General features: G+C 63.6%; 14 protein-coding genes and 1 pseudogene. 7 read left to right on the top strand and 8 right to left on the bottom strand.

All coding sequences use genetic code 11. The features are described 5' to 3' along the window. Positions 1-23: 23 nt before the first annotated feature. The 8 genes and pseudogenes from CSQ92_RS17810 to hutC form a co-directional block, all read right to left on the bottom strand. Positions 24-827 (bottom strand): annotated as a pseudogene (locus tag CSQ92_RS17810) (choice-of-anchor A family protein); the annotation flags it as partial. A gap of 198 nt (positions 828-1,025) precedes the next feature. After that, positions 1,026-2,750, bottom strand: a complete 1,725-nt coding sequence (locus CSQ92_RS17805; protein ID WP_034780504.1) for an ArnT family glycosyltransferase — start codon at positions 2,748-2,750, stop codon at positions 1,026-1,028. A 154-nt stretch (positions 2,751-2,904) separates the two neighbouring features. Then, a complete protein-coding gene (locus tag CSQ92_RS17800; RefSeq protein ID WP_034746247.1) occupies positions 2,905-3,174 on the bottom strand; it encodes a type B 50S ribosomal protein L31 in 270 nt (89 codons plus the stop codon). Positions 3,175-3,452: 278 nt separating this feature from the next. Beyond that, on the bottom strand, positions 3,453-4,715 hold the full coding sequence (rho, locus tag CSQ92_RS17795) for a transcription termination factor Rho (RefSeq protein WP_034746249.1): 1,263 nt from the start codon (positions 4,713-4,715) through the stop codon (positions 3,453-3,455). A 155-nt stretch (positions 4,716-4,870) separates the two neighbouring features. Beyond that, on the bottom strand, positions 4,871-5,197 hold the full coding sequence (trxA, locus tag CSQ92_RS17790) for a thioredoxin TrxA (RefSeq protein WP_034780502.1): 327 nt from the start codon (positions 5,195-5,197) through the stop codon (positions 4,871-4,873). Positions 5,198-5,509: 312 nt separating this feature from the next. Further along, positions 5,510-5,968 (bottom strand): response regulator, encoded by a 459-nt coding sequence (locus tag CSQ92_RS17785; RefSeq protein WP_070281875.1) that lies wholly within the window; start codon positions 5,966-5,968, stop codon positions 5,510-5,512. A gap of 70 nt (positions 5,969-6,038) precedes the next feature. After that, positions 6,039-9,362: a PAS domain-containing hybrid sensor histidine kinase/response regulator gene (locus CSQ92_RS17780; protein ID WP_099395102.1), complete on the bottom strand. Its 3,324-nt coding sequence runs from the start codon at positions 9,360-9,362 to the stop codon at positions 6,039-6,041. A gap of 330 nt (positions 9,363-9,692) precedes the next feature. Next, positions 9,693-10,412: a histidine utilization repressor gene (hutC, locus tag CSQ92_RS17775; RefSeq protein WP_070254615.1), complete on the bottom strand. Its 720-nt coding sequence runs from the start codon at positions 10,410-10,412 to the stop codon at positions 9,693-9,695. A 181-nt stretch (positions 10,413-10,593) separates the two neighbouring features. On the opposite strand from hutC, the gene ada reads away from it, so the two are divergent. From ada to hutH, 7 genes are all read left to right on the top strand, one after another. Continuing rightward, positions 10,594-11,649, top strand: coding sequence for a bifunctional DNA-binding transcriptional regulator/O6-methylguanine-DNA methyltransferase Ada (gene ada, locus CSQ92_RS17770; RefSeq protein ID WP_034780498.1), 1,056 nt, complete (start codon positions 10,594-10,596; stop codon positions 11,647-11,649). Then, a complete protein-coding gene (locus tag CSQ92_RS17765) occupies positions 11,646-12,335 on the top strand; it encodes a 2OG-Fe(II) oxygenase (RefSeq protein ID WP_099394932.1) in 690 nt (229 codons plus the stop codon). The genes ada and CSQ92_RS17765 overlap by 4 nt, the downstream gene beginning before the upstream one ends. Positions 12,336-12,410: 75 nt before the next feature. After that, positions 12,411-14,069: a mechanosensitive ion channel family protein gene (locus CSQ92_RS17760; RefSeq protein WP_099394931.1), complete on the top strand. Its 1,659-nt coding sequence runs from the start codon at positions 12,411-12,413 to the stop codon at positions 14,067-14,069. 146 nt (positions 14,070-14,215) lie between these two features. Further along, complete coding sequence (locus CSQ92_RS17755; RefSeq protein WP_099394930.1) at positions 14,216-14,845, top strand: GNAT family N-acetyltransferase; 630 nt, start codon at positions 14,216-14,218, stop codon at positions 14,843-14,845. 66 nt (positions 14,846-14,911) lie between these two features. After that, positions 14,912-16,585 (top strand): amidohydrolase, encoded by a 1,674-nt coding sequence (locus tag CSQ92_RS17750; protein ID WP_099394929.1) that lies wholly within the window; start codon positions 14,912-14,914, stop codon positions 16,583-16,585. Positions 16,586-16,691: 106 nt separating this feature from the next. Then, positions 16,692-18,395: a urocanate hydratase gene (hutU, locus tag CSQ92_RS17745; protein ID WP_034780490.1), complete on the top strand. Its 1,704-nt coding sequence runs from the start codon at positions 16,692-16,694 to the stop codon at positions 18,393-18,395. Positions 18,396-18,414: 19 nt separating this feature from the next. After that, positions 18,415-19,974 carry a histidine ammonia-lyase gene (hutH, locus tag CSQ92_RS17740; RefSeq protein ID WP_099394928.1) on the top strand — a complete coding sequence of 520 codons (1,560 nt, stop codon included), beginning with the start codon at positions 18,415-18,417 and terminating at the stop codon, positions 19,972-19,974. Positions 19,975-19,991 lie beyond the last annotated feature (17 nt).

Below are 19,991 nucleotides of genomic sequence, written 5' to 3'. Positions count from 1 at the left end.
CTGTAATTGATCGAGCTGACCGAATTGGCGACCAGGGTGCCGTTCATGCTGCCCGAACCGGAAAACGCGCTGTTCGGCGCCAGGATGCTGCCGTTGATGCCGACGTTGTTCAGGCTGGTGGTGGTGGCATTGGCGAAGTTCAGCAGCGTGCGGTCGGCGAAGCTGCCGAAATTGTCGAAGCCGCCGCTCAAGGTGATGTTGGTGGCCGTGCCGTTGATGATGATGCTGGCCGTGCTTTTCAGCGAGGACAGGTCCAGGGTCAGGTTATGCAGGTTCGACGCATCGATGTTGAAAATATTCACGTCGGCGTTGATGTCGCCCACCAGCTTGAAGCCATTGTTTTGCGAAAGCACGGTGCCGTTCGATTGCAGCTTGGCCACGTCGCCCGACAGGGTCGTCAGTTGTTGCTTGGTACCCGCGAAGTCCAGGGTGGAAGCGTTGCCTTTGCTGATGCTGCCGGTTGGGAACCATTGTGGCGCTGTCAAGGTGGCGTTGGGATTGCTGACGCCATACACGGCGGAACCACCGATGGTGCCCCAGCCAGTGTTCAGGTTGCCGCCAGCAACGATCGCGTTGGCCGCGCTGCCTGGCTTTTTGTTCGTGCCGACGTTGTAGTTGTCCAGATAGATATTGCCGCCGGCGGCGATGCTGCCACCGACGCTGGTGAAGCCGCTGGCGCCGCTGCTGCCGATGTTGCCGAAGATGAAGGCCGAGTAGCCATTGGCGACGCCGAGGTCAATCACGGTTGCCTGGGCCGAAGCGCTGAAAGAGAAGGCGAACAGGGCGGCGCTGATGAGCGGCAAGGTACGGGCAGTAAATAATTTCATGGACAATCTCATAGTGAATTGGGGGACGAATAGGGCGGGAAAGCAAGACACCGCCATCGCGCAGGCCATCATTATAATCTAAAAAACAATTCTAGTTCAATTTAGGTAATTAACTATATTTAAAAGCAACACTTTTCCTGTCGATAGTGATTGTTTTGCGGACATAAAAAAACCGGGGCTGGCCCGGTTTTTTGCTGCTTACCTGACGCGCTGGTACAGGCGGAAACGTTCCACGTCATCCGTGGGACGGCGCCCCTCCCACAGCTTGATCCAGTCCGCGCCATGGTGCTCGGGCAGTTGTTCCTTGCTGTCAGGCACCTTGATGCTGTCTTGCAACAGGAACACATCGCATTGCTGCTGCCCCACGCTGGCAAACGGCAGGTGGCCGAAGTAGGCGAACGAGGCGCGCTGTGCGGCGCCGACGTTGCTGTTGATGCACTTGCTGCCTGGCGGCAGGTGGACGGAAATCTGGTGCGCCACGCTGGCGTAGCTCTTGCTGTAGTTCAACGGCGGCAGGAACAAGGTCATGATCAGCACCCAGATCAGGATCAGGCCACCGGACGACAGGACCACGGCGCGCCACAGCACGGCCGGCTGGCGCGAGATGCGCCAGTGCACCAGCGCCACCCAGCCCGCGCTGGCGCAGGCGGCCACGAAAAAGGCCAGCAAGTCGAGTTCGGGCTTGAAGCCTGGCATCAGTTTCAGGGCATTATGCGACAGTTTCGGCGGCCAGCCCGTCAGGATGGCGAACCAGAACAGCCACAGCGCAAGGGCGCAAATGGTCAGCACCATCACGGAGAACCAGTCGATAGCGTTGATGGCGCCCCGTTTCATGGTCAGCAAGCCGAACGCGGCCATCACGGCCAGCGGCGGCAGCAGCGGCAGCAGCTGGCTCGGGTCGGGATCGGGATGGCACAGGCCCAGGATGGCCAGCATGGCGACAAAGGTCAGCGGCACGACGATGTGCAGCACGTGGTGCTGGCGGCGCCAGGCATACACGGCCCAGGCGGCGAACGGCCATGCTGGCCAGAAGAACCAGATGCCGACACGCAAGAAATACTGCAGGCTTTTCAGGCTCGGGGCGCTGAACTGGCGGCAATTCCATTCCATCCACGCGTGCAGCGGCGAGTGGCCATATGGTTGCAGCCATTCGCCCGGCAGCAGCCAGACGAGGGTCAGCGCGGCGCCGATCAGGATGGCCAGCGCCAGGTGGCGCACGCTGCGCAGCAGCGGCAGGCGCAGGAAGACGGTGCACAGCAGCAGGGCAATGCTCAGCGCTGCCGGCGTGATCCAGCCGCGCGCGAGGGTCAGGCCGCCCATCGCCAGGCCCAGCAGGGCCGCATTGCGGACGGATGGGCCTTCCATGTAGCGCACGGCGCGGTACAGCAAATAGGCCATCAGGGACACGTACAGCGCTTCGGCCGTGATGTCGTGGCTGTGCTGCAGCAGTCCCAGGCAGCCCAGGTAGATGAGCACGGCCGCATCGGCCAGGGTGCGGCCGAAATCGTCCGGCTCGGGCTGGCCGCCGAAGGCCAGGCGCAGCGGCTGGGCATCGTTGCGGCGGCCCAGGTTGAAGGCGGTGTACCAGACGGACAGGGTGCTGACGACGAAGATGCCGATGGTCGACATGCGCGCGCCAAAGACGTCGCCGTCGATCCAGCCGAACAGCTTGATGAAGATGGCGCCCAGCCAGAAGGCCAGCGGGCCTTCATCGGGCAGCGACAGGCCGGCCACGTTGGGCCACAGCCAGTCGTTCAGGCCGCCATGCGCCATGGTCCACATGATGCCGAAACTGGCGGCGTCATCGTTCTTCCACGGTTCGCGGCCGATCAGGCCAGGCAGGATGTACAGCAGGCCGAGCGCAAACAAGGCCCATCGTGGCAGCGCGAGTGTGGCAGCGGCGGGAAGGCGGACTGGCTTCATCGATAGTCGGTATCAGAAAAAAATGGCAAGACGCGACGAATGGCGTCGGGTATGCGCGAGTATAAAGTAAAGCGGCCAAAGACAAAAAAGGCAGCCGTGGCTGCCTTTTTCTTGGTAGCCGAAGCTGCCCTTTTTTGCCGCAGAGCGGCAAAAATTAGCCTGCTGCGACTGCGGTTTTCGAACCAACCGAACCGAACTTCTGACGGAACTTCTCGACGCGACCAGCGGTATCGACGATTTTGTGCTTGCCCGTGAAGAATGGGTGCGATTCAGCCGAAACCTCGATCTTCACCAGTGGGTATTCTTTACCGTCGTGGGTGATTTTTTCGCGGGTTTGGATGGTCGAGCGGGTAACGAATTTGAAATCGCACGACAGATCGTGGAAAACAACTTCGCGGTATTCTGGATGGGTATCGACTTTCATGGTCTTCTCTCTAGTTTGGTAGCCAAACAGCACTTCGTCGGTCGTCCAGCTTCTTGACCCGATTGCCGATCACTTGCCAGGGTTTAAAATAATGCAACCGTCGATTATATAGCGCTTTTCGGCTGCAGGCAATAAAAAAGCCGCTCAATGAGCGGCTTGCACCTAAGTGAGAGGCGAGATAAAACCGTAGCGAGCAGGCCACAGTTGCGATTGAGTAGCGGAACTGTACTTTAGTACAGTGAGCAACGGAGATCGAAAATGTGGCCGCGCAGTAGGTTTTAGCCGCCTCTACGCATCATGTCGAAGAACTCGGCGTTGTTCTTCGTGGCTTTCATCTTGTCGAGAATGAACTCCATCGCCTCGATCTCGTCCATCGAGTACAGCAACTTGCGCAAAATCCAGATTTTTTGCAGTTCGTTCGGCTTGATCAGCAATTCTTCGCGGCGGGTACCCGATTTGTTCAGGTTGATTGCCGGATAGACGCGTTTTTCAGCCAGACGGCGTTCCAGATGCACTTCCATGTTGCCGGTACCCTTGAATTCTTCAAAGATCACGTCATCCATGCGCGAGCCCGTTTCGATCAGCGCCGTGGCGATGATGGTCAGCGAGCCGCCTTCTTCGATATTGCGCGCGGCGCCGAAGAAGCGTTTTGGACGTTGCAGCGCATTCGCGTCGACACCACCGGTCAGGACCTTGCCCGAGGCAGGGATGACGGTGTTGTAGGCACGCGCCAGACGGGTGATCGAGTCGAGCAGGATGACCACGTCTTTTTTCATTTCGACCAGGCGCTTGGCTTTTTCCAGCACCATCTCGGCCACTTGCACGTGGCGCGTGGCTGGCTCGTCGAAGGTCGAGGCAACGACTTCGCCTCGGACCGAACGTTGCATTTCGGTAACTTCTTCCGGACGTTCGTCGATCAGCAGCACGATCAGGGTGATGTCCGGATGATTTGCCGTGATCGCATGGGCGATGTGCTGCAGGATCACGGATTTACCGGATTTCGGCGATGCCACCAGCAAGCCGCGCTGGCCTTTGCCGATCGGGGCGATCAGGTCGATGATGCGGCCGGTGATGTTTTCCTGGCCATTCATTTCACGTTCCAGGCGCAGCGGCTCATTCGGATGCAGCGGCGTCAGGTTTTCAAACAGGATGCGGTGTTTCGACATCTCCGGCGATTCGCCGTTGACCTTGTCGACTTTGACCAATGCGAAATAGCGTTCGCCATCTTTCGGGGTCCGTACCTCGCCTTCGATCGAATCGCCGGTGTGCAGATTGAAGCGGCGGATTTGCGAAGGGGAGATGTAAATGTCGTCGGTGGACGCCATGTAGCTGGCGTCGGGCGAGCGCAGGAAGCCGAAGCCGTCAGGCAGCACTTCCAGGGCGCCATCGCCAAAAATCTGTTCGCCGGACTTGGCGCGTTTTTTCAGGATAGCGAACATCAGCTCCTGTTTGCGCAAGCGGGCTGCGTTGTCAATGTCAAGACCGATCGCCATCTCAAGCAGGGCGGATACGTGTAGGGCCTTTAGTTCGGATAAATGCATATGTGTTGAGTGTCCCGAGACGGGATGTAAAGGTAGGGGAGGGGACTGCGTGGCGTTGATTAATTATTCGGGAAGGCTGTGCACGAATGAGGCAAAGCCGCTTCCCGGTGGTTCCAGTCAGGCGGCGCTGCGGGCGCAGCGCTGCCCATCATACATTAAATGTTGCTGTCGACGAAAGCGGTCAACTGGCCCTTGGCCATGGCGCCCACTTTTTGAGCAGCTGCAACACCATCCTTGAACAGGATCAGGGTCGGGATGCCGCGGATGCCGAATTTGGCAGGCACTGCCTGGTTGGCGTCCACGTCCATCTTGGCGATCTGGATGCGGCCGGCATATTCCTTGGCCACTTCTTCCAGGATAGGGGCGATGGCCTTGCAGGGACCGCACCATTCTGCCCAGAAGTCGACCAGTACTGGCAACTCGGATTTCAGGACGTCTGCTTCAAAAGATGCATCGCTAATGTGTTTGATATTTTCGCTCATATTTTCCTCAAATGAGGGTGGGATCAATAATGCCTGGAATTAACCATACGCTGGTTCGCCATCCATGCTTCCTGGAATGCAGTTAGAAGATGGGGACAATGGGCACGACTTCAATGTCTTGGAAGGTGCGACCAGAGGTATGCAGGCGGGGATGGCTGAAATAATAACCCATTTTTTCAAAGCGTGGCGATTATTGCAGAAAAACTTGAGGCATATCGCCAGCATATCCCTCCTGTGCGTGGCCGCAGGGCGGCAAAGCCGCATGCCTGCTGGCCTGCAGCGCCGTGCCTGCCCTCCCGGCCGGCCCCTCGATCAGGCTTGTACGTTGGCCAGACGCGCCGTGTGCTGCAGTTGCAAGTTCACCATGAGCTGCAATTCCGCGCTTTCCATCGGCTTGCGGAAGGTGCCCAGGATATGCAGGCCATTCGCCATGGCCAGGCGCTCGGCCGCCAGGCGTACGGCCGAATGCAGGCCCGACAGCAGGACCACGCCGCCGCGGAAGCCGTTTTCCGCCGCCATGCGCAAGAATTCGATGCCGTCGATGTCGGGCATGGACAGGTCGCAGATCAGCAGATCGGGCTGGTGCTGCTTGAGGGTGGCCAGCGCCTGATCGCTGTGCGACTCGCAGCGGATGTCGAACTGGCCCATCTGCTCGAGCATGTCGCTGAGCACGTCGAGCATGAAAACGTCGTCGTCCAGCAGCAGCACGCGCAATGGCGCCAGGCCCGCTTCGTTGTGTTCCTGGCTTGTTTGGTTTGATACAGTGTTCATCGTCATGTCTTTCTGTTGATATGCATCGCTGTCGATGCCGATACCTTGCCGCAACCCAATTTGGCGATAGCTAATCGTCATTGGCAAAGCTGGTGTTATTCATGATTTGTTCGGTAATCTGTTCCAGCAGGGGCCACAGGCGCGTGACGATGCGCCGTGCCCGCTCTGCCTCGTCGGCCGGTTCGCCCGGCGCCAGGGTTTCCAGGTTGTGGCACAGTTCGGCCAGTCCCAGGGCGCCCACGGTGCGCGCCGACGACTTGATGCGGTGTCCCAGTTCGCGCACCTGCTGCACGTCGCCGCGCGCCAGGGCCGCATCGATGTCGCCAAAGCCATCCTGCGTGGTCTGCAGGAACTTGAAGGCGAACTTGCGCACCTTTTCCGGGTTGTAGCCCAGCAATTTGGCCAGGATGGACAGGTCGATCACTTGCGGGTCGCCGGCCAGGGTGGTCTTGAAGGCGGGCGCGGCGCGGCTGCGCGCCGGTGGCGGCGGCGTTTCGTGCGCCGGCAGCCAGCTGGCGATGGTCTGGTACATCATGGCCGGCTGGATGGGCTTGGAAATGAAATCGTCCATGCCCGCTTCCAGGCAGCGCACGCGGTCTTCGCTGGTGGCCGTGGCCGTCATGGCCAGCACGCGCAGGTGCGCCAGCTGCGGGTCGGCGCGGATGTGGCGCGTTGCCTGCAAGCCATCCATCAGCGGCATCTGCACGTCCATCAGCACGCAATCGAACTGCGTCTGGCGCAGCAGGTCGAGCGCCTCTTCGCCATTGTTGGCCAGGCAGACGGAGGCGCCTGCTTCCTCCAGCAATTCCAGCGCCACTTGCTGGTTGAACGTATTGTCTTCCACCAGCAGGATGCGCGCATGCTTGAGCGTGCGCATCACCAGGGCCGCGTCGGCGCTGGCGCGCATGGCGGCCGCCGTCTGCACCATGCTGTCAAGCATGGCGGGCGCGGCCTGATCGGAAATGCCCAGGTTGGCCGTGAACCAGAAGGTGCTGCCGGCGCCGGGACGGCTGTCGACGCCCACGTCGCCACCCATCAGCTGTGCCAGCTGCTTGCAGATGGCCAGGCCCAGGCCCGTGCCGCCATATTCGCGCGTGGTGGAGGTGTCGGCCTGCTGGAAGGACTGGAAGAGCTTGCTCATTTCATCCTGCGACAGGCCGATGCCGTGGTCGCACACTTCAAAGCGCACGAGGCAGTGTTTCGCGTCCGCCACCACCCTGCGCACTTTCACGGTAATGCTGCCCTGTTCGCTGAACTTGATGGCGTTATTGGCGTAGTTGATCAGCACCTGCCCCAGACGCAGCGGGTCGCCCACGAGCACGGCGGGCAATTGCGGGTCGATCTCGAACAGCAGTTCCAGGTTCTTGCCGGCGGCGCGTGGCGCCACCACCGTCATCAGCGTTTGCACCACATGGTCGAAACTGAAGTTGACGCGCTCGATTTCCAGCTTGCCTGCCTCGATTTTCGAAATGTCGAGGATATCGTCGATGATGCCCAGCAAGTGTTCTCCGGCGAAGCGGATTTTTTCCAGGTAGTCGCGCTGGCGCGGTTCCAGGTCCGTCTTCAGGGCGAGATACGCCATGCCGATCACGCCATTCATCGGCGTGCGGATTTCATGGCTCATGTTGGCCAGGAATTGTCCCTTCGCCAGGCTCGCTTCTTCGGCCACCTGCTTGGCCTGGTCCAGCTGCTCCGTGCGCTGCGCCACGCGCTCTTCAAGATGTTCATTGAGTTCGCGCAAGGCGCTTTCGCTGCGCTTGTGATACGTGATGTCCGTCAGGCTGGCCACGACCATGCCCACCTTGCCGTATTCATCGCGGATGGCTTCCGTATTCACGGATAGCCACGACAGGCTGCCGTCGGGCTGCTGCACGCCCATCAGCACGTCGCGCATGGCCTCGCCCGTCGACAGGGTGATGTGCACGGGATGGCTGCGCTGGTCGAAGGCGGAACCGTCTTCGCGGATGGCTTGCCACAGGCTGTTGCCGGCCGGACTGGCCGCCAGCATGCGTTCGGCGGCGGCGTTGCTTTCCAATATGTGGCCGTGGCTGTCCTGCACCACCAGGCCATTCGTCACGGCGCCGAACACGGACGCCATGCGCTGGCTGGAGTTCGACAGCGCGATCGACGCCTGGCGCCGCTCCGTGATGTCGGTAATCATCGCCAGGGTGCCGCCCGGTTCGCCATTGTCCGACTGGATGCTGGTACTCGACAGCAAGCCCCACAGGCTGGACTGATCCTTGCGGAAGAAACGGAAATCGACCTGGTCCGGCTGGCTGGCGAAGCTGCCGTGGCTGGCCAGGCGGCGCTGCATCAGCAACTGGCTGTCGCGGTCCATGAAGTCGAGCAGGGGACGGCCCAGCATTTCCTGCACCGTGTAGCCCAGCATGTGCGCCATCTTCGGGTTGACGAACGTGGTCTTGCCGTTCGCATCCGTCATCCAGATGCCTTCGGCGGCCGTCTGCACGATCAGGCGGTAGCGTTCCGAACTGGCGTGCAGCGCTTCCTCGGCGCGTTGCCGCTGCGTCATGTCGCGCAGCGAGACGATGGAAAACACTTGCCCGGCCATGCGCAGCGGCGACAGGCTGACCTTGGCGGGGAAGTGCGTACCGTCGCGGCGGCGCGCCATCATCACCCGGCCCGGCAGGCTGTGCCGCCCTTGCGGGTCGCCCACGGATTGGCTGGGCGTGCTTTCCGGTACCAATTGCTCCAGCGACATGCCTGTCAATTCGGCCAGCGGATAGCCGAAGCAGCGTGCGCCGATCTGGTTGGCATAATGCACCTTGCCCTCGACGTCGGCCACCAGCATGGCTTCGGGTGCCGCTTCCAGCATCGAACGCATGCGCGATTGCTCGTCCTGCTTGCGCTCGCTGATATCGCAGACGATGCCGCTGGCCTGCGTGGCGGCGCCATCCGAGGCGCGCGACAGGACGGCGCCGCGCGCCAGCAGCCAGCGCCAGTGGCCGTCGCTGTGACGCAAACGGAATTCGCAATTGAAGGTGCCGGGCGTCTGGCCGTCCAGATGCTGGCGAAAGGCCAGGCTCAGGCGCGCGCGGTCATCGCGGTGGACTTCGGCCAGCCAGTCGGCCAGTGCATGCTCGAGCTGGGCATGCTTGTCGCCCAAGACGTCCTGGTATTGGGGCGCGAATTGCAGACGGTCGGACTGGCGCCGCCAGGTCCAGCCGGCCATGGTGGCGCCGCGCAAGGCTTGCATGGCATCCTGCTCAGCCTGGGCATGCGCGGGCTGGGGCTGGCGGCGCAACTGCTGGCGCAAGCGCCAGGATTGCCAGCAAGCCAGTCCCGCCAGGGCAGTGGCACTGGCGGCAGCATACGGCCACAGCAGTGCCGGCGCCATGCCGGGCGCCGCCGCCTGCACCGGCAGCGAAAGCGCCATGCCTGCCGCCAGCATCGTATGAGCGAGCCGGCGCAGCGCAGGGCGCCGAGGGCGTGGTGCGCTGAAACTCGTGTGGCTGCAATACGACAAATGCATCCCTTTCTGGGGCGTGATTGGACTAGGCTGGCAGTACATGAGGCGCGCTCAAATAAACGCCTGCGGCGCTTTCTGGCGGCAACTATAGCATCGAATATTTACTCGGAGTATTTAAGTTCAGAAACGGCCAAAACGGGATTTTTTTCACCCCGAAATGGCTGTTTTTTTCGCGATTTGGTGAGAATTCGTGAGAAAGTTGGCGCGAAATCGTGCTACTCAATCGAGGCGATAGCCTTAGCTAAAACTGCCGGCGAACTGATAGCGGTGTCCGGGATGCCACATGGTGGCGATCGAGGCGATCTTGCCGCCCGAGCGGGTCTGGCGGCGCAGCACCAGGCAAGGCTGTTTGGTGTCGATGGCCAGCATTTCGGCGATGTCGCGCGGCGCCGACAGCGCTTCGATGCTGTAGGTGGCGCCTTGCAGGGGCGCGGCGGCCATCAGGTATTCGTTCGGCGTGATGCTGGAAAAATCCTGCGTCATGTAGTCGGGCGCGCACTCGGGATTGACCCAGCGGTCTTCCACCTGGATCGGCACGCCGTTTTCAAAATGCACGATCAGCGAATGAAACAGCGGGTGTTCCGGCGGCAATCCAAATTGCTTGGCCAGCAGGTCGGACGCCTTGGTGCGTTCCAGCAATTGCAAGCTGCTGCGGTGGATATGTCCGCGCGCACGCACTTCATCGGCGATACTCTTGATTTCCAACAAGGTCGCCTGGTACTTTTGCTGCGCCACATAGGTGCCGGATCCCTGGCGCCGCGTCAGCACCTGCTCGCTGGTCAGTTCGCGCACGGCGCGGTTGACCGTCATGCGCGAGACGCCGAATTGCTTCACCAGCGCTTGCTCGGAGGGAATCACGTCGCCTTCTTTCCAGCGTCCGGCAGCGATGCCGGCCAGCAGAAAATCCTTGATGCGCTGGAAAATGGGCGTATTTTCTTGTGTATTGTGGTCGTCCAATGCGGTTTCTCCGGGGCACGGGCAGGGCGCGCCGCCGGCTGGAGGCGCGATGGCCGATTTTAGCACCGAGCGCGATGCCTGCCGCCAGCCTTTTTTTGAATTCAAAAGCAAGCGCCGGAGTGCGGCGCGCATGGGCGCTGGCTATGCTGGAGATTGACTATAGACTTGCACGGAGTTCGCCATGGAACACGCTTACCTGACTGACGATGAACGCTGGGATGCCCTGCAGCGGCGCGCGCCCGACGCCGACGGCGTCTTTTATTATTCGGTGCGCACGACGGGCGTGTATTGCCGGCCATCTTGCGCGGCGCGCCCTGCCTTGCGCCGCAACGTGGCTTTCCACGCCAGTTGCGAGCAGGCGGAGGCGGCCGGCTTTCGTCCCTGCTTGCGCTGCAAGCCGAATCTGCCGCCGCTGGCCCAGCGCCAGGCGGCCATCGTGGCCGATATCTGCCGCCTGATCGACGCCAGCGACGAGCTGCCCGACCTGGACAGCCTTGCCAGGGCCGCCGGCATGAGCCGCTTTCACTTTCACCGCGTCTTCAAGGCGCACACGGGCATCACGCCGAAAGCGTACGCGGCGGCGCGGCGCGGCGAGCGCCTCAAGGCCGGCTTGCAGGGCGCGGGCAATGTCACGGAAACGTTATACGCGGCCGGCTTCAATTCCAGCGGCCGGCTGTATGCCGCCACGCCAGGCTTGCTGGGCATGACGCCGGGCGCGTTCCGCGACGGCGGCAGCGGCGCCGTGATCCGTTTCGCCATCGGCGCCTGCTCGCTGGGCGCCATCCTCGTGGCCAGCACGGACAAGGGCATCTGCGCGATTTTGATCGATGACGACCCGGAAGTGCTGCTGCGCGACTTGCAGGACCGCTTTCCCCGCGCCGAGTTGCGCGGCGCCGAGCCCGAGTACGAGCAGACGGTGGCGCAAGTCGTCGGCCTGGTCGAAGCGCCTGGCCTGGGCCTGGACTTGCCGCTCGACGTGCGCGGCACGGTGTTCCAGCAGCGCGTGTGGCAAGCCTTGCGCGAAATTCCCGCCGGCAGCACGGTCAGTTATGCGGAGCTGGCCCGCCGCATCGGCGCCCCGCAAGGCGCGCGCGCCGTGGCCGGTGCCTGCGCCGCGAATGCCCTGGCCGTCGCCATTCCCTGCCACCGCGTGGTGCGCAACGATGGCGCGCTGTCCGGCTACCGCTGGGGCGTGGAGCGCAAGCAGGCGCTGCTCGAGCGCGAGGGTGAACGGTGAGGGCGCTGGACTGGCAGCAGATCGAGGATGAGCTGAATCAATACGGCTGTGCCGTCGTGCCGGGCTTGCTGGCCGCGGATGCCTGCGCGGCGCTGGCTGCCCAGTACGAAGAATCAGCGCGTTTTCGCAGCAGGGTGGTGATGCAGCGCCATGGTTTTGGCCAGGGCGAGTACCAGTATTTCGCCTATCCCTTGCCTGATCTCGTGGCCACTCTGCGCGAACAGCTGTACGCTCCGCTGGCGGCCATTGCCAACCGCTGGCAGGCCAGCATGGGCATCGACAGCCGCTTTCCCGTGGCGCACGGAGATTTCCTGGCGCGCTGTCATGCGGCGGGACAAACCCGGCCTACGCCCTTGCTGCTGCGCTATCGCGAGGGCGATTACAACTGCCTGCACCAGGATCTGTATGGCGAGCACGTGTTTCCGTTGCAACTGGCCGTATTGTTGTCGCGCCCGCACGAGGATTTCACGGGCGGCGAGTTCGTGCTGACGGAGCAGCGCCCGCGCATGCAGTCGCGTCTGGAGGTCGTGCCGCTGGCGCAGGGCGACGCCGTGCTCTTTCCCGTCGCGCAGCGCCCCGTCAACGGCACGCGCGGCAGCTACCGCGTCAACATGCGCCACGGCGTGTCGCGCCTGCGTTCGGGCTTGCGCCACACCCTGGGCATCATTTTTCATGATGCGAGCTGAAGAGTAGCTGCGGCGCTTGAGTTTCCAGGATTACATGGCATGATGGCTGCTTCTTGTCACTCTTTCATTTCTGCCATGTCCGCGCTGCTCCGCCTGTTGTGCCTGTTGACAATTTTCCTGCTGCCTGCAGCCCATGCGGACGACGGCGTGCCGGCGCTCGTTGCGGAGGCCGCGTCCGTCGTGGCGCCGTCGCAGGCCACGGCGGCCAGGACGGCGCCGCTGATGTTTGCCAACCGCAAGGTGTTTGTCTTCCGCGCCGAGCTGGCCGGCTATCCGCCCGATGAACGGGCCATCGGCGCGCAGCGCCGGCTGGAAGGCGTGCTGGCCAAGAATGGCCCCTTGCAGACGAGCACGCGGATGATTCCCGAAGGCACGCAAGTGCTGCTCGATGGCGTGCAGCTGTTCGTCGTCGTGCCTGGCGACGTCAACCAGCTGGCCGGCGACACGACGGAAAGCGTGGCGAAAACGGCCGCCGGCGAGTTGAGCAAGGCCGTGCTCGATTACCGCGAACAGGGCAGCTGGCGCTACCTGTCGATCGCGGCCGCCGTGTGCGCGGCCGCCACCCTCGTGTTCTGGCTGGTGTGGATGGGCTTGACGCGCCTGTATCACTGGGCCAAGCGCCGCAGCGGCATCCTGCTGGCCTCGCGCCTGCGCGACGTGCGCCTGAAGAATGTGCGCGTGCTCGATGCCGAACACTACATCGCCTTCGCGTATCAGCTGCTGAGCGCCGTGCTGTGGGGCTTGCGCCTGATGGCCACGTATCTGTGGGCCGCCTTCGTGCTGGGCCGCCTGCCCTACACGCGTTCCTGGGGCGAAAGCCTGAGCGGCTATTTGTTCGACGTGGCCGCCGACGTCTTCCACGCCATCATCGGCGCCTTGCCGGGGCTGGTGCTGGTCTGCGTGATCTTCGCCATCGCGCGCCTGATCGCCGCCACGGCCGCCTCGCTGTTCAAGCGCGTGGAAAGCGGCGAATTGCAAATCGGCTGGCTGGACAAGGACACGGCCCTGCCGACGCGCCGCATCGCCAGCGTGGTGATCTGGCTGTTCGCGCTGGCCATGGCGTATCCGTATCTGCCCGGCTCGCACACGGCCGCCTTCCAGGGACTGTCCGTGCTGGTGGGCCTGATGGTGTCGATCGGCGCGTCGAGCATCGTGGGCCAGGGCGCCAGCGGCCTGATCCTGATGTACACGCGGGCCCTGCGCAAGGGAGAATATGTGCGCGTGGGCGACAGCGAAGGCACGGTGGTCGACGTGGGCATGTTCGAAACGCGGCTGCGCACGGGCCTCGGGGAAGAGGTGGCCTTGCCAAACGCCTGGGTGATGTCGCAAACGACAAAGAACTATTCGCGCGCCCAGCCCGGCGGCGGCTTCGTGCTCGACTCCACCGTCACTATCGGCTATGCCACGCCGTGGCGGCAAGTGCACGCCATGCTGGAACTGGCCGCCTCGCGCACGACGGAACTGTCCACCACGCCGAAACCGTACGTGATGCAGCTGGCCCTGCAAGACTATTATGTGCAATACCGCCTCGTCGCCTACGCCAGCGCCGAAGTCCCTCGCCAGCGCGCCGAAGTACTGAACCGCTTGCACCAGAACATCATCGACGTCTTCAACGAATTCGACGTGCAGATCACCTCGCCGCACTACATCGATGACCCGAAAGAGTCGCATGTGGTGCCGCCGGAGCAGTGGTTCAGGGCGCCGGCGCAAAAGCCGGAGGACGGGGCCAAATAAGGTCACGCGACATGCTGTCCGGCCATGGCGCGCTTCGCGTGAGAATGCCAGTGTATGCCCATGGCGCCCTGGTGGCATTGACCGGGCGCAATGCCTGCGCGCTTGCGTTAAGATGCCGGGCGTTACAACCCAAAGAAAGCGACCCCATGTCCAGCCCATCCAGCATCGCAGTTTCCCACGCCGAATCCTCCCGCACCGCCCGCGGCCTGGCCGCCGCCCTGGCCGGCGATCCGTTCTACCGCACCGTCACGGTGGCGTGCGGCGACGACGAGGCGGCGCGGCTGGCCATGCTGGAAGCCTACTTCGCGCTGGCGCTGGAAGAAGGCCGCCAGGCGGGGCGCGTCGACCTGGCGGATGACGCGGGCAATGGCGCCGCCATCTGGACCACAGATACGCCGGCGGCCCAGCGCCAGGCGGCGTATGGGCAGCGCGAAGCCGCCTTGCGCGCGCTGCTGGGGGAGCAGGGCTTCGCGCATTTCACGGCCATCGTCGCGAACATGGAGCACGCGCTGGCGCCGCATGGTTTGCGGGATGCCTGGTATCTGTCGATCGCCGGCATCGCCCCGGCCGCGCAAGGGCAGGGATTGGGCGCGTCCGTGCTGGCGCCGGGCCTGGCGGCAGTCGATGCGGCCGGCGCCGCGTGCTTCCTGGAGACTTACAATGAGCGCAGCCTGCCGTTCTATGCCCGCCTGGGCTTCGTGGCGGCGGGACGCTACGCGGAAGCCGTCACGGGCTGCGACTACTGGCTGATGGTACGAGCGCCCCGCGCTGCCTGATTGACCATTTTTCCAATTTCTATACACTCGTCTTTTTGCTAACGACTAACAGACCTGGAGATGGAAATGCCGACCTTGCCACTGCGCCGCACCTTGCTCACGCTCGCCTGCCTGGGGGCCCTCGGCCATGCGCATGCCGATACCGTCATCGACAATGCCAACGGCTACACGCTCAACGCAGTCGGCAAGGTGGTGCGTTTCACGGCGCTGGCGTTTGACGACGCGGGCAAGCTGCTCGCCGTCGGCAGCGCCGCGCAGGTGAAACGCAAGGCGGCCAAGGGCGCCACGCACGTCGACGTGCAGGGAAAAACCGTGCTGCCAGGCCTGATCGACGCGCACGGTCACGTGTTCGGCCTGGGGACGATCGCCAGCGGCGTGATGCTGTACGGTTCTGCTTCGCTGCCGGCCGCCGTGCAGGCCGTGGGCGACTTCGCCCGTGCACATCCGGAACGCAGCTGGGTCGTCGGCAATGGCTGGAATCAGGAAATCTGGAAGCTGGGGCGCTTTCCCACGGCAGCCGAACTCGATGCGGCCGAAAGCGCGCGGCCCGTGTGGCTGCGCAGGGTCGATGGCCACGCGGGCTGGGCCAACAGCCGCGCATTGGCGCTGGCCGGCATCACGCGTGCCACACAAGATCCGGCGGGCGGCAAGATCGAACGCGACGCGGACGGCAATGCCACTGGAGTGCTGGTCGACAACGCCATGGACTTGATGGATGCCGTGCTGCCCAAGCCGGGCGACGTGGAAAACCGCGCCGCCCTCGATGGCGCGCTGGCGCAGCTGTCGCAAGCGGGCCTGACCAGCGTGCACGATGCGGGCATCGGCCAGATGCAGGACCGGTTGTTCCGCGATTACGCGGACCATGGCAAGTTGACGGTGCGCGTGTACGGCATGATCGCGGATACGACGGACGACTTCGACGCGCTGTCGAAAAACGGCCCTGTAAATAGCTATGCGCGCGACATGTACGCCTTGCGCGCCGTGAAACTGCTGTCCGACGGCGCCCTGGGCAGCCGCGGGGCGGCCTTGCTGGCGCCGTACAGCGACGATCCTGCTACCAGCGGCCTGCTGTTCTACCCTGACGCTGCCATGCGCGCGAAGATGGAAAAAGCCATGCGCGCCGGCTACCAGGTCAATGTGCACGCCATCGGCGACGCGGGCAACCATCAAATCCTCGATGGCTACCAGGCCTTGACCGCGCAATACCGCAGCGTGGGCCTGCGCCACCGCATGGAGCACGCGCAGGTGGTGCAGTTGTCCGACATCCCCCGTTTCAAGGCGCTGGGCATCGTGCCGTCGATGCAGCCGACGCACGCCACCTCGGACCAGAACATGGCGGAGCAGCGCGTGGGCCACGAGCGCATCAAGGGCGCGTATGCGTGGCGCACCTTCCTCAAGCAGGGCTCGCGCATCGCCTGCGGTTCCGATTTCCCCATCGAGTCGCCGAACCCGTTCGAGGGCATCCACGCGGCCGTGACGCGGCAGAATAGCGAAGGCTTCCCTGCCGGTGGCTGGTACCCGCAGCAAGCGATGACGGTGACGGAAGCGCTGCGCTGCTTCACCCTCGACGCGGCTTGGGCGGCGCACCAGGAAAAGGTCATCGGCACCCTGGAAGCGGGAAAGTGGGCGGATTTCGTCGTCGTCGACCAGGACCTGTTCAAGGTCGAACCCAAGGCCATCGGCAAGACGCAGGTGCTGCAAACGTGGGTGGCGGGCAAGCGCGTGTTCGAGAAAAAATAGCGACATTGGGCCTGCAAAAATCTGTTGACTTGGTTGTATAGACAACCTATGCTGGTAGCACCAGAGCGGGCCAAGTACGCCCGCTCGCACCCTACGAGGAGACAGCATGAACAGCACAATGGACACCGATCCACGCTTTGATGCCAGCCGTACCATCCGCGCCCCGCGCGGCACGGTCATGGCTTGCAAGAGTTGGCAGGCCGAGGCGGCCTACCGCATGTTGCAAAACAACCTGGACCCGGAAGTGGCGGAAAATCCGCAGCACCTGGTCGTCTATGGCGGCATCGGTCGCGCCGCCCGCAACTGGGCCTGTTTCGACCAGATCCTCGCCTCCTTGCGCGAGCTGGAAGACGACCAGACCTTGCTGATCCAGTCCGGCAAGCCGGTGGGCGTGTTCCAGACCCACGCGGATGCGCCGCGCGTACTGATCGCGAACTCCAACCTGGTGCCGAAATGGGCCAACTGGGAACATTTCAACGAACTCGATCGCCAGGGCCTGTTCATGTACGGCCAGATGACGGCCGGCAGCTGGATCTATATCGGCACGCAGGGCATCGTGCAGGGCACGTATGAAACCTTCGCCGAAGCGGGCCGCCAGCATTTCGGCGGCGACTGGGGCGGGCGCTGGATCCTGACGGCGGGCCTGGGCGGCATGGGCGGCGCGCAGCCGCTGGCCGCCACCATGGCGGGCGCCGTGTCGCTCAATATCGAATGCCAGCAAAGCAGCATCGATTTCCGTTTGCGCACGCGCTACCTGGACAAGCAGGCGGCCAGCCTGGACGAAGCCCTGGAGCTGGTCAAGTACCATACGGAGCGCAAGGAAGCCATTTCCATCGGCTTGCTGGGTAACGCGGCCGAAGTGCTGCCGGAACTGGTGCGCCGCGCGAAAGCGGGCGGCCTGGTGCCGGACCTGGTGACGGACCAGACGTCCGCGCACGACCTGGTCAACGGTTACCTGCCGCGCGGCTGGAGCGTGTCGGACTGGAAGGCGGCGCAGCAGGACCCGCAGCGCCATGCGCGCCTGACGGTGGCCGCCGCCGATTCCTGCGCCGCCCACGTGCAAGCCATGCTCGATTTCCACGCCATGGGCGTGCACACCGTCGACTATGGCAACAATATCCGCCAGGTGGCGTTCGACCAGGGCGTGCAGAACGCGTTTGATTTCCCTGGCTTCGTGCCCGCGTATATCCGCCCGCAGTTCTGCGAGGGACGCGGCCCATTCCGCTGGGTGGCCCTGTCGGGCGACCCGGAAGACATCTACAAAACGGATGCGAAGATCAAGGAGCTGTTCCCGCACCATAAACAGGTGCACCACTGGCTGGACATGGCGCGCGAGCGCATCGCCTTCCAGGGCCTGCCGGCGCGCATCTGCTGGCTGGGACTGGGCGAGCGCCACATCGCCGGCCTGGCCTTCAACGAGATGGTGCGCACGGGCGAGCTGAAGGCGCCCATCGTCATCGGCCGCGACCACCTGGACACGGGTTCCGTCGCCAGCCCGAACCGCGAGACGGAAAGCATGAAGGACGGCACAGACGCCGTTTCCGACTGGCCGCTGCTGAACGCCATGCTGAACACGGCCGGCGGCGCCACCTGGGTTTCGCTGCACCATGGCGGCGGCGTGGGAATGGGGTATTCTCAGCATGCGGGCATGGTCATCGTGGCCGACGGCAGCGAAGCGGCGGCGAAACGCCTGGCCAGGGTACTGGTCAACGACAGCGGCTCTGGCGTGATGCGCCATGCCGATGCCGGCTACGAAACAGCGGCCGCCTGCGCCAAGCGCAACGGCCTGATTCTTCCCATGCTTCCTTGAGACTTAGACGCGAATGACTATGACACAGCACTCCAAAAGTTGGACGTTAAAACCCGGCGCGATGACCCTGGCCGACCTGCGCGCCGTCTGGGCCGCGCCGGCAAAATTGACCCTCGCCGCCGAGGCCTATCCCGTCATCGAAGCGTCGGCCGCCGCCGTGCAAGCCATCGTCGCCAAGGGCGATGCGGCGTATGGCATCAACACGGGTTTCGGCTTGCTCGCCAAGACGCGCATCCCCGATGAAAAGCTCGAGCAATTGCAGCGCAACCTGATCCTGTCGCACTCCGTCGGCACGGGAGAACTGCTGTCGGATGCCGTCGTGCGCCTGATCATGCTGATGAAGATCGGCAGCCTGGCGCGCGGTTTTTCCGGCGTGCGCCCGCTGATCGTCGATACCCTGATCGCCCTGTACAACGCGGGCATCATGCCGGCCATTCCCGCCAAGGGTTCCGTCGGCGCCTCGGGCGACCTGGCGCCGCTGTCGCACATGACGCTGGCCATGCTGGGCGTGGGCGATGTGCGCGTCAACGGTGAATTGATGGCGGCTCCCGAAGCGCTGGCGCAGGCGGGCATCGCGCCCGTGGTGCTGGCGGCGAAAGAGGGCCTGGCGCTGATCAACGGCACGCAAGTGTCGAACGCGCTGGCGCTGCATGGCCTGTTCATGGCCGAGCGCCTGCTGGAAGCGGCCATGGTGACGGGCGCGCTGTCGCTCGACGCGGCCAAGGGCAGCGATGCGCCGTTCGACGCGCGCGTGCATGCCGTGCGAGGGCAGCCGGGCCAGATACTGGCCGCGCAGATGTACCGCCAACTGGTGGCGCACAGCGCGATCCGCGCCTCGCACCTGGAAGGCGACGAGCGCGTGCAGGACCCTTACAGCCTGCGCTGCCAGCCGCAAGTCATGGGCGCCTGCCTCGATTTGATCGTCAACGTCGGCCGCACCCTGCTGATCGAAGCCAATGCCGTCACGGACAATCCGCTGATCTTCCAGGATGGTCCCAACGGACAGGCGGAAATCGTCTCGGGCGGGAACTTCCACGCCGAGCCGGTGGCCTTTGCCGCCGACACCCTGGCGCTGGCGATTTCCGAAATCGGCGCGCTGGCCGAGCGCCGCATCGCGCTGCTGATCGACGCCACCCTGTCCGGCCTGCCGCCCTTCCTCGTGCGCGACCCGGGCGTCAATTCCGGCTTCATGATCGCCCACGTGACGGCTGCCGCGCTGGCATCGGAAAACAAGTCGCTTGCCCATCCGGCCAGCGTCGACAGCCTGCCGACTTCCGCCAACCAGGAAGACCATGTGAGCATGGCCACGTTCGCCGGGCGCCGCCTGGACGACATGGCGCACAACACGGCCGTCATCGTTGGCATCGAGCTGCTGGCCGCCGCGCAGGGCATCGATTTCCACCGTCCGCTGAAAACCTCGCCGCACCTCGAGCATGTCCACCAGCAGCTGCGCCAGAGGGTGCCGTTCTTCGACGCCGACCGTTTCTTCGCGCCCGATATCGAAGCGGCCAAGCAGATGGTGCTGCAGGGTGAGTTGAGCAGCACGTGCAAGAATTTGTTCGCCCCGCTGTACGCCTGAGCGGGAGCAAGGAGACA

Source organism: Janthinobacterium sp. BJB446, from assembly GCF_002735655.1.
In the GTDB taxonomy this organism is placed as follows: Bacteria; Pseudomonadota; Gammaproteobacteria; order Burkholderiales; family Burkholderiaceae_D; genus Janthinobacterium; species Janthinobacterium lividum.
This window is presented reverse-complemented; position numbering and strand designations above follow the sequence as displayed.